This is a genomic window from Streptomyces sp. 71268, assembly GCF_029392895.1.
Classification (GTDB): Bacteria; Actinomycetota; Actinomycetes; order Streptomycetales; family Streptomycetaceae; genus Streptomyces.
Map to the genome: position 1 here is coordinate 2,394,733 of NZ_CP114200.1, position 13,140 is coordinate 2,407,872.

Below are 13,140 nucleotides of genomic sequence, written 5' to 3' on the forward strand. Positions count from 1 at the left end.
ATCTGACACCATTTCTTCGGAAGGGCCAGCCCTGTGCACCACCCGAGACCCGGGGCGGGGCAGGCCACCGACGCGACCAGGGGACGGATGGGACCGCGCAGTGCGGGGCTACGACCGCTACGAGCCTGACGATCACCTTTCGCAGTTCGAAGCCGAGATGGAACGGCTGAAGACCGAGCGAGAGAAGGCCGTCCAGCACGCCGACGACCTCGGCTACCAGGTCGAAGTCCTGCGCGCCAAGCTGCACGAGGCGCGCCGCACCATCGCGTCCCGTCCCGCGTACGACAGCGCCGACCTGGGCTACCAGGCCGAGCAGCTCCTGCGGAACGCCCAGGCGCAGGCCGACCAGCTCCGCGCGGACGCCGAGCGGGAGCTGCGCGACGTGCGCGCGCAGACCCAGCGGCTGCTCCAGGAGCAGGCCGAGCGGCAGTCGCGCCTTGAGGCCGAGCTGCACGCCGAGGCCGTGGCCCGCCGTCAGCGCCTGGACGAGGAGTTGGCGGAGCGGCGCGCCACCGTCGAGTCGCACGTCAACGAGAACGTGGCCTGGGCCGAGCAACTGCGCGCCCGCACCGAGGCCCAGGCCAGGCGGCTGCTCGACGAGTCGCGGGCCGAGGCCGACCAGGCGCTGGCCGCCGCGCGCGCCGAGGCCCAGCGGCTGGCGGAACAGGCCAGGGAGCGGCTGAACGCGGAGGCGGAGAGCGCCCGCTCGGAAGCCGAAGCGATCCTGCGTCGGGCCCGCACCGACGCCGAGCGGCTGCTGACCGCGGCGTCCACGCAGGCCCAGGAGGCCACCGACCACGCCGAGCAGCTCCGCAGCAGCACCACCACCGAGGCCGAGCAGGCCCGCCGGCAGGCCACCGAGTTGACCCGCGGCGCCGAGCAGCGCATGCAGGAGGCCGACACGGCGCTGCGCGAGGCGCGCGGCGAGGCCGAGAAGCTGCTGTCCGAGGCCAAGGAGGCGGCGGCGGCCCGGCTTTCGGCCGCCGAGTCGGACAACGAGCAGCGCACCCGTACCGCCAAGGCGGAGATCGCCCGGCTGGTCGGCGAGGCCACCAAGGAGGCCGAGGCGCTGCGGGCCGAGGCCGAGCAGCTGCGGGACGACGCCCGCGCCACGGCGGAGCGGCTGGTCGCCGAGGCGCAGGAGAAGGCGCGCGCCGAGGCGGCCGAGGACGCCGCGGCCCAGCTGGCCAAGGCGGCCCGTACCGCCGAGGAGATGCTGAGCAAGGCCGCCGAGGACGCCAAGGCCGCCACCAAGGCCGCGGCCGCCGAGGCCGAGCGGATCAGGACCGAGGCCGAGCGCGAGGCCGACCAACTGCGTGAGGCGGCGCACGACACGGCCGAGCAGCTCAAGGGCGCGGCCAAGGACGACACCAAGGAGTACCGCGCCAAGACCGTCGAGCTACAGGAGGAGGCCAGGCGGCTGCGCGGCGAGGCCGAGCAGTTGCGGGCCGACGCGGTCACCGAGGGCGAGAAGATCCGCGGCGAGGCCCGCCGGGACGCGCTCCAGCAGATCGAGGAGGCGGCCAAGACCGCCGAGGAGCTGCTCACCAAGGCCAAGGCGGACGCCGCCGAGAGCCGGGCCAGCGCGAGCGCCGAGGGCGAGCGGGTGCGCACCGAGGCCATCGAGCGGGCCACGGCGCTGCGCAAGCAGTCCGAGGAGGCGCTTGAGCGCGCCCGCGGCGAGGCCGAGGACCTGGTGGCCGCCGCCGAGGAGGGCGCCGGCAAGATCAGGTCCGAGGCGGCCGAGGCGGCCCAGCGGTTGCGCGAGGAGGCGGAGCGCGCCACCGCCGAGCGGCGCGCGGAGGCCGAGGCGGAGTGGGCGCGGCTGCACGCCGAGGCCGAGCAGCGGGTCGCCGCCGCCGATGAGGCGCTGCGCGAGGCGCGGGCCGAGGCGGAGCGGCTGCGCCGGGAGACGACCGAGGAGACCGAGCGGCTGCGGGCCGAGTCGGCCGAGCGGCTGCGGGCCCTCCAGGAGCAGGCCGAGGCGGCGGCCCAGCGGCTGCGCGACGAGGCCACCGCGGACGCGTCCAACGCCCGCGCGGAGGGCGAGGCGGTCGCGGTCCGGCTGCGGAGCGAGGCCGCGACGGAGGCCGAGCGGCTGCGCGGCGAGGCCCAGGAGAAGGCCGACCGGGTGCGCGCGGAGGCCAAGGCCGCCGCCGAGCGGCTGGCCAGCGAGGCGGCCGAGGCGCTGGCGGCGGCCCAGGAGGAGGCGACCCGGCGGCGCCGGGAGGCCGAGGAGTTGCTCGCCGACGCGCGCGGCGAGGCCGAGCGCGAGCGCACCCGGGCCCAGGAGCAGAGCGAGGAGTTGCTCGCCTCGGCCCGCAACCGGGTGGCCGAGGCCCAGGCCGAGGCGCAGCGCCTTGGTGACGAGGCCGAGCAGCGGGCGAGCGAGCTGGTCTCCTCGGCCGAGCAGACCGCGCAGCAGGTACGGGACGCCGTCGCGGGGCTCCAGGAGCAGACCGAGGCGGAGCTCGCCGGGCTGCGTTCGGCGGCCGAGCACGCGGCCGAGCGGACCCGTACCGAGGCGCAGGGCGAGGCGGACCGGGTGCGCGCCGACGCGTACGCGGAGCGGGAGCGGGCCTCCAGCGACGCGGCGCGGGTGCGCCGGGAGGCGCGCGAGGAGTCCGAGGCCGCCAAGGCGCTCGCGGAGCGCACCGTCTCGGAGGCCATCGGCGAGTCGGAGCGGATGCGGGCCGACGCCCGCGAGGAGGCCGACCGGCTGCGGAGCACCGCGGCCCAGCAGGCCGACGCGCTGGTCGCCAAGGCCACGTCCGAGGCCGAGCGGATGGTGGCCGACGCGACCGCCAAGGGCCAGCGGCTGCGTACGGAGGCCGCGGACGCGCTGGCGGCGGCCGAGCAGGACGCGGCGCGGTCGCGCGCCGAGGCCCGTACGGACGCCAACCGGCTGCGCTCGGACGCCGCCCAGCAGGCCGACCGGCTCATCACCGAGGCGACGAAGGAGGCCGAGAAGCTCGTCGCCGACGCCACCAAGGAGGCCGAGCGGCTGCGGGCCGAGGTGGCGGCCGAGGCCAAGCAGGCGCGCGCGGAGGCGGCGGAGGTCGCGGCCGCCGCCCGGCAGGAGGCCGACCGCACGCTGGACGAGGTGCGCAAGGCGGCGGGTCAGCGTCGGACCGAGGCCGCCGCGCAGGCGGACCGGCTGGTGGCCGGGGCGGCCAAGGAGGCCGAGAAGCTGCGGGCCGAGGCGGCCGCGACGGTCACCTCGGCGCAGGAGCACGCCACCCGGACCCGGGTCGCCGCGGAGAAGATCAAGTCGCAGGCGCAGGAGGAGTCCGACCGGCTGCTCGCCAAGGCCCAGGTCGAGGCGGAGCGTACGGTGGACACGGCCCGCGCGGCGGCGGCCAAGCGCCGCGCCGAGGCGGCCGAGCAGGCCGACCAGCTCATCGCCGGGGCCCAGGAGGAGGCGCTGCGGGCGGCCACGGCGGCCGAGGAGCAGGCCGACACCATGGTGGGCGTGGCCCGCAAGGAGGCCGAGCGGATCGTCGCCGAGGCCACCGCCGAGGGTAACCAGCGGGTGGAGAAGGCGCGTACGGACGCCAACACGATGCTGACCGAGGCGCGCGGGGACGCGACGGCCATAAGGGAGCGGGCGGAGGAGTTGCGCACCCGGGTCGAGGGCGAGGTCGAGAAGCTCCACGACCGGGCTCGCCGGGAGTCCTCCGAGGCGCTCAAGTCCGCGGGCGAGCGGGCGGACAAGCTCGTCAAGGCCGCCGAGGAACAACTCGCGCAGGCCGAGAAGAAGGTCAAGCAACTGTTGTCGGACGCGAACAGCGAGGCGAGCAAGGTTCGGATCGCCGCGGTGAAGAAGGCCGACGGATTGATCCGCGAGGCCGAGGCCAAGAAGACAGCGGCAGATCGCGACGCCGAACGGGTGCGCGCCGAGGCGGCCGACGAAGCGAAGAAAATGATTGAGGACGGCAAGCGGGAACTCGAGTTGCTCGTGCGCCGCCGCAAAGACATCAACGCGGAGATTTCCCGCGTCCAGGACGTGTTGGAAGCCCTCGAATCCTTCGAGGCACCGACGTCGGGCAGTGGGAGTGGCAAGGACAACGGGGGCGCGAAAACAGTGGCGGGCGCGGGCGCAACTCGTTCAAGTGGCAAGCAGTCTGACGGCTAGCCACTCAAATGAGGGGTCATTCTCCAGATCAAACGGGCAATGACTCGAAGACACGCCGTCCGCACCCCTAGGATTCTCCCTATCACCTCACCGGTCTTCTTTCGACAGGAACCCCATGAGCGACACTTCCTCCCCCTTCGGCTTCGAGCTCGTGCGGCGTGGATACGACCGCGGTCAGGTGGACGACCGCATCAGCAAGCTCGTCGCCGACCGAGACAGCGCACTGGCACGCATCACCTCCCTGGAAAAGCGCATCGAGGAACTCCACCTCGAGACGCAGAACGCGCAGGCTCAGGTCAACGACTCCGAGCCGTCGTACGCGGGTCTCGGCGCGCGCGTGGAGAAGATCCTCCGCCTCGCCGAGGAGGAGGCGAAGGACCTGCGCGAGGAGGCCCGCCGGGCCGCCGAGCAGCACCGTGAGCTGGCCGAGTCCGCCGCGCAGCAGGTGCGCAACGACGCGGAGACGTTCGCGGCCGAGCGCAAGGCCAAGGCCGAGGACGACGGCGCGCGGATCGTCGAGAAGGCGAAGTCCGAGGCGAGCACGTTGCGCGCCGACGCGCAGAAGGACGCGCAGTCCAAGCGCGAGGAGGCGGACTCCCTCTTCGAGGAGACCCGCGCCAAGGCCGCGCAGGCCGCCGCCGACTTCGAGACCAATCTCGCCAAGCGCCGCGAGCAGTCCGAGCGCGACCTGGCCTCGCGCCAGGCCAAGGCGGAGAAGCGGCTCGCGGAGATCGAGCACCGCGCCGAGCAGCTTCGCCTGGAGGCGGAGAAGCTGCGCACGGACGCGGAGCGGCGGGCCCGGCAGACGGTGGAGACCGCGCAGCGCCAGGCCGAGGACATCGTGGCCGACGCGAACGCCAAGGCCGACCGCGTGCGCAGCGAGTCCGAGCGTGAGCTGGCGGCCCTCACCAACCGCCGCGACAGCATCAACGCGCAGCTCACCAACGTCCGCGAGATGCTGGCCACGCTCACCGGCGCGGCCGTGGCCGCCGCCGGCGCCCCCGAGGACGACTCGGCGCAGCGCGGCGTTCCCGCGCAGCAGAGCCGCTGACCCGCGGCCGGGCCGCGGCGTGTGACGAGCCGCGGCCGGGCCCGTCCCGGCGGCGAGCGGTCCGCCGGCGGTCACCGTCCGGTGGGGACGTGGGTGGCCGCGACCGCGACTGACCGTGGCTCTGGGGCCACGGGGCCGTGGGTCGTCGGTAGCCGACAGGTGACCGGCGAGCGGTGTGTCCGCACCCTTGCGTGAACGGCGCCGCACACCGCGGAAAATGGTGTGCGGCGCTGTTTGCTGTGGGGTGGCGTGTACGCCTCACGGCCCTTAGCGTGGCCTGCATGATCGAGCTTGTGGGGTTGACGAAACGCTACGGCGACAAGCTCGCCGTGGACCGGTTGACGTTCACCGTGCGCCCCGGGATGGTCACCGGCTTCCTGGGCCCCAACGGCGCCGGCAAGTCCACGACCATGCGCATGATGCTCGACCTGGACAACCCGACGGCCGGGGACGTCCGCATCGACGGCAAGCACTACCGGCAGTTGCGCGATCCGCTCAAGCACATCGGCGCGCTGCTCGACGCGAAGGCCATGCACGGCGGGCGCAGCGCGTACAACCACCTGCTGTGTCTGGCGCAGAGCAACGGCATCCCGACGAGCCGGGTCAGCGAGGTGCTCGACACCGTCGGCCTGTCGTCGGTCGCGAAGAAGCGTTCCAAGGGCTTCTCGCTCGGCATGGGCCAGCGGCTCGGTATCGCGGGGGCCCTGCTGGGCGACCCCGAGATCCTGATGTTCGACGAGCCGGTCAACGGGCTCGACCCCGAGGGCATCCACTGGATCCGCAACCTGATGAAGAACCTGGCCAGTCAGGGTCGTACGGTGTTCGTCTCCAGCCACCTGATGAGCGAGATGGCCCTGACCGCCGACCACTTGGTGGTCATCGGGCAGGGCAAGTTGATGGCGGACACCTCGATGGCGGAGTTCATCGCGCAGAACTCGCGCTCGTACGTGCGGGTGCGCACGCCCGACCACGAGCGGATGCGCGAGGCGCTGGCCTCGGTGGGGCACACGGCGCTGGTCGCGCCCGACGGCGCGCTTGAGGTGGACGGGGCGAACGCGGCGCAGCTCGGCGAGCTGGCCGCGCGGCACCAGGTGGTGCTGCACGAGCTGAGCCCGCAGCAGGCCTCGCTCGAAGAGGCGTTCATGCAGCTCACGGCCGAGTCGGTGGAGTACCACGCGCACGCGGGGCCGGCGGGGGCGCACCCGCTGGCCGCGGGCGCTCCGTACGGCGGGGCCGCGCCGGGCGCGGTGCCGCCGGGTGCCGTGCCGCCGGGTGGCGGTGGGTATCCGCCGCGGGCCTATCCGCCCCAGGAGCCGCCGCCGGGCCAGCCGGGCGGGCCCGGGCAGCAGGGGCAGGCGGGCCAGCCCGGACAGGGTAGGCAGCAGGGCGGCTGGGGAGCCGACTGGCAGCGGAAGAAGGGCTCCTGACGATGGCGGTCGCGACGCAGGTACTCAGGTCCGAATGGACCAAGATCAGGTCGGTGCAGTCCACCGGGTGGACCCTCGCGCTGGCGCTGGTGGTCACGGTGGCGCTGAGCATGCTGCTCAGCGCGCTGAGCAAGAAGGAATACGGCGACATGTCGCCGCGCGAGAAGCTGGAGTTCGACCCGACGCTGATCAGCTTCGCCGGCATCGGCCTCGGCCAGCTCGCGCTGATCGTCTTCGGCGTGCTCGTGGTCTCCAACGAGTACAGCACCGGCATGATCCGCACCTCGCTGGCGGCGGTGCCGCAGCGCATGACGTTCCTGGCCAGCAAGATCACCGTCGCCACGCTGCTGGCCTTCGTGGCCGGCCTGGTGATCAGCTTCGCCAGCTTCTACGCGGGCCAGGCCATGCTCGGCGAGCACAAGGCGTCGATCGGCGACTCGGGCGTGCTGCGGGCGATGATCGGCAGCGCGCTGTACATGACCCTCATCACCATGTTCGCCATGGGCGTCACCGCGATGCTGCGCAGCCCGATGGTCTCGCTCGGCATCCTGATGCCGTTCTTCTTCCTGATCTCCAACATCCTGGGCAACGTCCCGGCCACCGAGAAGGTCGGGCGGTACCTGCCCGACCAGGCGGGTTCGCGGATCATGCAGGTGGTGCGGACCGACGACGACGCCCCGTACGGGCCGTGGGGCGGACTCGCGATCATGGCTGCCTGGGTCGCCGCGGCGCTGATCGGCGGCGCGCTGGCGCTGAAGAAGCGGGACGCCTGAGCGACGCCGGACCCCGGCCACGGCGTCGGCGTCCCCGGCTTCGACGTCTCCGACGTCGGCGCGCGGTGTGGGCGTCCCCGGCATCGGTCGCGGGGCGTGAACGCCGAACGGGGACGGACGGTGCCGAGGCGGAGACCCGGCGCGGCCGGACGTGGCCGGATGTTTCGGCGCGGGCCGCCCGGGGCGCGCGCCGATCGCGGCGGAATGGAACCGTCAGCTCCCAGTTATCCTCCTAACCCTCACGGGGGCGAGCCGGCAGGTGGCTGACGCCCCGACGACGGCGAGGGCGGAGATTTGATCGAGGCAGTCGGCCTGACAAAGCGCTACGGCGCCAAGACGGCCGTGCACAACCTGACCTTCCAGGTGCGGCCGGGCGCCGTCACCGGCTTCCTGGGCCCCAACGGCTCGGGCAAGTCCACGACCATGCGCATGATCCTTGGCCTGGACACGCCGACCGCCGGTCAGGTGACGGTGGGCGGCTATCCGTTCCGCCGGCTGCCGAACGCGCCGCGCCAGGTCGGCGCGCTCCTCGACGCCAAGGCCGTGCACGGTGGCCGCAGCGCGCGCCAGCACCTGCTGAGCCTGGCCCAGCTCTCCGGCATCCCGGCCCGCCGGGTGGACGAGGTGCTCGGCGTGGTCGGGCTCCAGGACGTGGCCAAGAAGCGGTCCAAGGGCTTCTCGCTCGGCATGGGCCAGCGCCTTGGCATCGCGGCGGCGCTGCTCGGCGACCCGCAGGTGCTGCTCTTCGACGAGCCGGTCAACGGCCTCGACCCGGAGGGCATCCTGTGGGTGCGCAACCTGATGAAGCAGCTCGCCTCCGAGGGCCGTACGGTCTTCGTCTCCAGCCACCTGATGAGCGAGATGGCGCTCACCGCCGACCACCTGATCGTCATCGGCCGTGGCCAGTTGCTCGCCGACATGAGCGTCACCGACTTCATATCGGCCAACTCCGCCGACTTCGCCCGGGTGCGCACACCCGACACCGACCCGCAGCAGCGCGAGAAGCTGGTGGCCACGCTCACCGAGGCGGGTGGCCAGGTGCAGCCCGAGCAGGACGGCGCGCTGCGCGTCACCGGTCTCGCCCTGCCGCGCATCAGCGACCTCGCGCACGCGGCCGACATCCGGCTGTGGGAGCTGGCCCCGCACCGGGCGTCGCTGGAGGAGGCGTACATGCGCATGACGCAGGGCGCCGTGGACTACCGCTCGACGCAGGACCCGCGCGCCGGGCTCCAGGCCGTCGCGCCGGGCCAGCCGCTGCCGCCCGGCGCCCCGCAGGGCTGGGGCCAGCCCGCGCCGCAGGCCCCCGGCACGGCCCCGGGCCAGCCGAACCCGTACGCGCCGGGCCAGCCCCACGCGCACGCGCCGGGCCAGCCCCATCCGTACGCGCCTGGCCAGCCGCCGTACGCGGCACAGCCGCCCGCCGCCGCGCCGCCCGCCGCCGCGCCGGGCGCCGGTCAGCCGGGGCAGCCGCCGGCCGGGCCCGCGCCGGCCGCCGCCTCGCCGCGCACCACGCAGTTGCGAGCCCTGCCGGACCAGCAGCCCGCCCCCGTGGCGCAGCCGCCCGCCACCCCCGCCGACCCGAACAAGCGCGACAGCGAGGACGCCCGATGACCACCCCTCAGCAGCCGCACCCGGCCCCCGCCGCCCCGCAGCAGCAGCCGGCCCCGCACCAGCAGGTCCAGACGCTCCAGGCGCCGCCGCAGCAGCAGGGCCAGCCGCAGCACGGCCAGCCGCAGGCGGGCGGTGGCTTCGCGCACGCCGGCTACACCTCGCCGATCCCGATCCGGCCCACCCACATCGGGCACGCGCTCGCCTCCGAGTGGACCAAGATCAAGTCGGTGCGCTCGACGATGTGGACGCTCACCGTGATGGTGGCGCTCGTGGTCGGCATCGGGCTGCTCACGGCGGTCGGCATCGCCAGCGGTGACACCGACCTGGAGGGCGAGTCCCCGCTGGCCTTCGGTTTCTTCGGGATGCTGCTCGGCGTGCTGTGCGTGATCACGCTCGGCGTGCTGACCGTGTCGTCGGAGTACAGCACCGGCATGATCCGCACCACCCTGACCGCGTGCCCGAGCCGCAGCCGGGTGCTGGCGGCCAAGGCGATCGTCTTCTTCGCCCTGACCTTCGTGGTGACGCTCGTCTGCACGGCCGTCGTCGGCTTCATCGGCGACAGCATGCTGAGCGGCAACCCGGGCGCGGGCGAGACGGACGGCGGGGCCTGGTTCAAGGCGACGGTGGGCGTCAGCCTGTACGTGGCCCTGCTCGGGCTGCTCGCGCTGAGCGTCGGCTCGATGCTGCGGCACTCCGCGGGCGCGATCACCATCATGATCGGCGTGGTGCTGCTGCCGCTGGTGCTGGCGCTGTTCATGCGCGGTGACGCGCTGGAGGACGTGCGCGAGGCGATGTTCGAGTACTCGGTGCCCAGCCAGCTCGGCATCATGTTCAGCAACACGGTGGTGGACTCCGGGCCCTCCGGCTGGGACCCGCTGCTGATCATCCTGGTCGTCACGGGCGCGACCCTGGCCGCCGCGTTCAGCGTGCTGGAGAAGCGGGACGTCTGACGCCCCGCCCGGGCCGCGGCGCCGACCGTCCGCGTCCCGGCGCCCCGGCGCCGACCGTCCGCGCAGTCGCCGCGCGCGTCAGTAGCGCGGCGCGTTACGAGACCGCTGGAGCTTCGCGCTCCGGCGGTCTCGCGCGTTCCAGCAGCCCCGGTGCCAGTGCCGTCGGTCGTCCACGCCCGCGTAGCTCTGCCAGGCGACGAGGTGGCCGACGCCGGGCGGGATCTCCTGGTCGCAGCCGGGGCAGCGGTAGTACTTGCCGGCGGCGCTGCCCACCACCGACCGCACCAACCACTCCTCCCCCTGCCAACTCTCCGTCCGCTCCCCACCCGTGGACATCCAGGGGGAGTGCTCTGCTGACTTCTCGCCGCCTCGGGGGCGGTTTCGGCGAGGGGACACGGGGCACCTCGTGGTTTCGGCGGGGACTACGGACCGTTACCAGCGTAAGGGCTGTCGTCACCGTCGTGGGAGCCGGCGACAATCAGCGCATCGCCACATCTCCTGATCATCATGAAAAATTCTTGCCAAGCCGTGCCCTTGGCACGTGACAGGCGTTAATGCCTTCGGGGGGCCACGTCGGTCGCGAGGCTGCAAGAGGAGGCAGAGCGATGCGCGTTGGAGCATTCGTCCTGGCCGGACAGTTCCCGGGCCAGGGGCAGGGGGAAGCACTTCGCAGGGCGGTGCGGACCGCCGAGGTCGCGGAGGAGTCGGGGCTGGACGCGGTCTGGCTGGCCGAGCACCACTTCATTCCGTACGGCGTCTGCCCGTCCGCCACCACGCTCGCCGCGCTGGTGCTCGGGCGCACCCGCCGGATCGGCGTCGGCACCGCGGTGAGCGTCCTGTCCACGACGCATCCGGTCGCGCTGGGTGAGCAGGCGGCGCTGCTGCACCTCACCACGGGTGGCCGGTTCACGCTGGGCGTGGGGCGCGGCGGGCCCTGGGTCGACCTGGAGGTGTTCGGGACCGGCCTCGGGGCGTACGAGGAGGACTTCCCCGAATCGCTTGACCTGCTGCTGCGCTGGTTGCGGGAGCCGTCCGTCGGCGCGGCCGGCGAGCGGTACGCCTTTCGTGAGGTGCCCGTCGTACCGCGGGCGGACGAGTTCCTGGACGGTGAGCCCGTGGACGGGCCTCCGGTGATCGTCGCGTGCGTGTCGCCGCGCGGCGTCCGGCTGGCCGCCGAGCGGGGGTTGCCCATGCTGCTCGGGATGCACTGCGGGGACGACGAGAAGGCGGAGATGGTCGCGCTGTGGCGCGCGACGGCGCTCGCCGCCGGCCACCCGCCGGAGACCGTCGCGGCTGCCCCGCACGTCTCCACCGGCGTGATGCAGATCGCCGACACCCGCGAGGACGCCGCCGAGTCGCTGCGCAAGGCGATGCCGGGCTGGTTGCGGCGGGGCCTTGGGGCGTACGTGACGGTGGACGGGCGGCAGCGGGCCATGCGCGACCCGCGGGCCTACACGGAGCTGCTGTGCTCGCTGCACCCGGTGGGCCCGCCCGCGCTGTGCGCCGACCTGCTCGCGGCCAGCGCCGAGCGCACCGGCATCGAGCGGTTCGCCTTCCTGGTCGAGGGCTGTGGCGAGTTGACCGGCACGGAGGAGAACGTGCGGCGCCTCGGCGAGGAGGTACTGCCGCGCTGTAGCTGACGCCGCGCCGCGCCACGGCCGACGGTGGCCGCGCCCCCGCGGCCTCCTCGGCCCGGCCCGGGCCTTCCCGGCCGGCTCGCGGCCCGAAGGGCGCGCGCCCCGTACGCGTCGCGGGCAGAGGGGGTTCGCCGCCCCGCACCGGTCGAGCACCGTGCGCCTGCGGGGCGGCCGCGACAGCGCATCAGCAGTCGCGCAACTCCGGGGACTGGTTCAGGAGCTGTCCCCGGACGGAGGTGAAGCGGGCGAGGCGGTCGTCGGCGGACGGGTCGAGTGGGAAGACCGCGACCCGGTGGCAGTTCTGGAACGCCAGCCGAACCCCGAAGTGCCGCTCCAGCGAGCCGCGTATCGCGTCGCTGGCGAGCGCGCGCAGCAGTTGCCCACGCGCCTGCTCGTCCGGCGGCGGCACCTGGTTGTCGGCGAACTCACCGCCGTCCACCTTGAGTTGGGCCACCAAAGAGCTGACCATCTCCCAGGCGTACGGCAGGGAGGTCCGGACGCAGTCGACGAATTCCGCTTCGTCGACCTCGCCTCGCTCGGCCTGTTCGAGCAGGGCCGGTGAGACGTCGAGCGACATGGGTTCTCCTCTCGTGACCCCGGGGTCGGGGCCTGGCGGATGAGGGCGGGAGCCGCGACGCAGCGTACTCGTGCGGCGACCCACTGCTTCAACGGTAGTTCGGGCCACCGTGCCCGCACCAGGACGTTGCACTCACTACCAGCCAACGGGGAAAGGGGCCGGTCGGGGACGAATCGCGTGGACGGGGCGGCGTCGAGTAGCGTTGCCGACCATGCGTCTCGTCATTGCCCGCTGCTCCGTTGACTACGCGGGCCGGCTCACTGCTCACCTCCCCTCCGCGCTCCGGCTGATCCTGGTCAAGGCCGACGGCAGCGTGTCCATCCACGCGGACGACCGGGCCTACAAACCCCTCAACTGGATGTCTCCGCCCTGCACCCTCAAGGAGGGCGAGGACAACGTGTGGACCGTGGTGAACAAGGGGGGCGAGAAGCTCATCATCACCATGGAGGAGGTGGTGCACGACTCCTCGCACGAGCTGGGCGTGGACCCGGGCCTGATCAAGGACGGGGTCGAGGCGCACATCCAGGAGCTGCTGGCCGACCGCATCGAAACCCTCGGCAGCGGCTACACCCTGATTCGGCGCGAATACCCCACCGCCATCGGCCCCGTGGACATCCTGTGCCGGGACGGCGACGGCGGGACGGTGGCCGTGGAGATCAAGCGGCGCGGCGAGATCGACGGCGTCGAGCAGCTCACCCGCTACCTCGAACTCCTCAACCGCGACCCGCACCTGGCCCCGGTCAAGGGCGTCTTCGCGGCCCAGGAGATCCGGCCGCAGGCCCGCGTGCTCGCCACCGACCGTGGCATCGGCTGCGTCATCCTCGACTACGACGCGCTGCGCGGCATCGAGGACGACAAACTGCGCCTGTTCTAGGCACCCCGCGGACCGGCTCCGCGTCCCGTACGGCCGAGCGGCCCGGCGCACTCCTCGCGCCGGGCCGCTCGCGCGCGCGGGCCCGGAACCCCGCTCCCCCGCCGG

At 73.5% G+C, this 13,140-nt stretch carries 10 protein-coding genes; 8 read left to right on the forward strand and 2 right to left on the reverse strand.

Going from position 1 to position 13,140, the window contains the following annotated elements:
• Positions 1–157 precede the first annotated feature (157 nt).
• From scy to OYE22_RS08810, 6 genes are all read left to right on the forward strand, one after another.
• Positions 158–4,135 carry a polarized growth protein Scy gene (gene scy, locus OYE22_RS08785; RefSeq protein WP_277319882.1) on the forward strand — a complete coding sequence of 1,326 codons (3,978 nt, stop codon included), beginning with the start codon at positions 158–160 and terminating at the stop codon, positions 4,133–4,135.
• A gap of 115 nt (positions 4,136–4,250) precedes the next feature.
• A complete protein-coding gene (locus tag OYE22_RS08790; protein ID WP_277319883.1) occupies positions 4,251–5,186 on the forward strand; it encodes a cellulose-binding protein in 936 nt (311 codons plus the stop codon).
• 281 nt (positions 5,187–5,467) lie between these two features.
• A complete protein-coding gene (locus tag OYE22_RS08795) occupies positions 5,468–6,613 on the forward strand; it encodes an ATP-binding cassette domain-containing protein (protein WP_277319884.1) in 1,146 nt (381 codons plus the stop codon).
• 2 nt (positions 6,614–6,615) lie between these two features.
• Positions 6,616–7,386, forward strand: a complete 771-nt coding sequence (locus OYE22_RS08800; protein ID WP_277319885.1) for an ABC transporter permease — start codon at positions 6,616–6,618, stop codon at positions 7,384–7,386.
• 294 nt (positions 7,387–7,680) lie between these two features.
• Complete coding sequence (locus OYE22_RS08805) at positions 7,681–8,997, forward strand: ATP-binding cassette domain-containing protein (protein ID WP_277319886.1); 1,317 nt, start codon at positions 7,681–7,683, stop codon at positions 8,995–8,997.
• Positions 8,994–9,947, forward strand: coding sequence for an ABC transporter permease (locus OYE22_RS08810; protein WP_277319887.1), 954 nt, complete (start codon positions 8,994–8,996; stop codon positions 9,945–9,947). Before OYE22_RS08805 ends, OYE22_RS08810 begins: the two co-directional genes overlap by 4 nt.
• Before the next feature lie 78 nt (positions 9,948–10,025).
• On the opposite strand, the gene OYE22_RS08815 is transcribed toward OYE22_RS08810, so the two are convergent.
• Positions 10,026–10,343, reverse strand: a complete 318-nt coding sequence (locus OYE22_RS08815) for an ATP/GTP-binding protein (RefSeq protein ID WP_187062118.1) — start codon at positions 10,341–10,343, stop codon at positions 10,026–10,028.
• 209 nt (positions 10,344–10,552) lie between these two features.
• Here OYE22_RS08815 and OYE22_RS08820 point away from each other — a divergent pair, with 209 nt between their 5' ends.
• Positions 10,553–11,587 (forward strand): LLM class flavin-dependent oxidoreductase, encoded by a 1,035-nt coding sequence (locus OYE22_RS08820; protein WP_277319888.1) that lies wholly within the window; start codon positions 10,553–10,555, stop codon positions 11,585–11,587.
• A 181-nt stretch (positions 11,588–11,768) separates the two neighbouring features.
• Here OYE22_RS08820 and OYE22_RS08825 read toward each other — a convergent pair whose 3' ends face one another.
• On the reverse strand, positions 11,769–12,161 hold the full coding sequence (locus OYE22_RS08825) for an SCO5389 family protein (RefSeq protein WP_187062120.1): 393 nt from the start codon (positions 12,159–12,161) through the stop codon (positions 11,769–11,771).
• A 211-nt stretch (positions 12,162–12,372) separates the two neighbouring features.
• Here OYE22_RS08825 and nucS point away from each other — a divergent pair, with 211 nt between their 5' ends.
• Positions 12,373–13,035 carry an endonuclease NucS gene (gene nucS / locus OYE22_RS08830; protein WP_277319889.1) on the forward strand — a complete coding sequence of 221 codons (663 nt, stop codon included), beginning with the start codon at positions 12,373–12,375 and terminating at the stop codon, positions 13,033–13,035.
• Positions 13,036–13,140 lie beyond the last annotated feature (105 nt).

What these genes read in the sequence shown, in the direction of transcription:
- scy (WP_277319882.1), top strand. Translation starts at nt 158, where the DNA reads ATGGAACGGCTGAAGACCGAGCGAGAGAAGGCCGTCCAGCACGCCGAC.
- OYE22_RS08790 (WP_277319883.1), top strand. Translation starts at nt 4,251, where the DNA reads ATGAGCGACACTTCCTCCCCCTTCGGCTTCGAGCTCGTGCGGCGTGGA.
- OYE22_RS08795 (WP_277319884.1), top strand. Translation starts at nt 5,468, where the DNA reads ATGATCGAGCTTGTGGGGTTGACGAAACGCTACGGCGACAAGCTCGCC.
- OYE22_RS08800 (WP_277319885.1), top strand. Translation starts at nt 6,616, where the DNA reads ATGGCGGTCGCGACGCAGGTACTCAGGTCCGAATGGACCAAGATCAGG.
- OYE22_RS08810 (WP_277319887.1), top strand. Translation starts at nt 8,994, where the DNA reads ATGACCACCCCTCAGCAGCCGCACCCGGCCCCCGCCGCCCCGCAGCAG.
- OYE22_RS08820 (WP_277319888.1), top strand. Translation starts at nt 10,553, where the DNA reads ATGCGCGTTGGAGCATTCGTCCTGGCCGGACAGTTCCCGGGCCAGGGG.
- OYE22_RS08825 (WP_187062120.1), bottom strand. Translation starts at nt 12,161, where the DNA reads ATGTCGCTCGACGTCTCACCGGCCCTGCTCGAACAGGCCGAGCGAGGC.
- nucS (WP_277319889.1), top strand. Translation starts at nt 12,373, where the DNA reads ATGCGTCTCGTCATTGCCCGCTGCTCCGTTGACTACGCGGGCCGGCTC.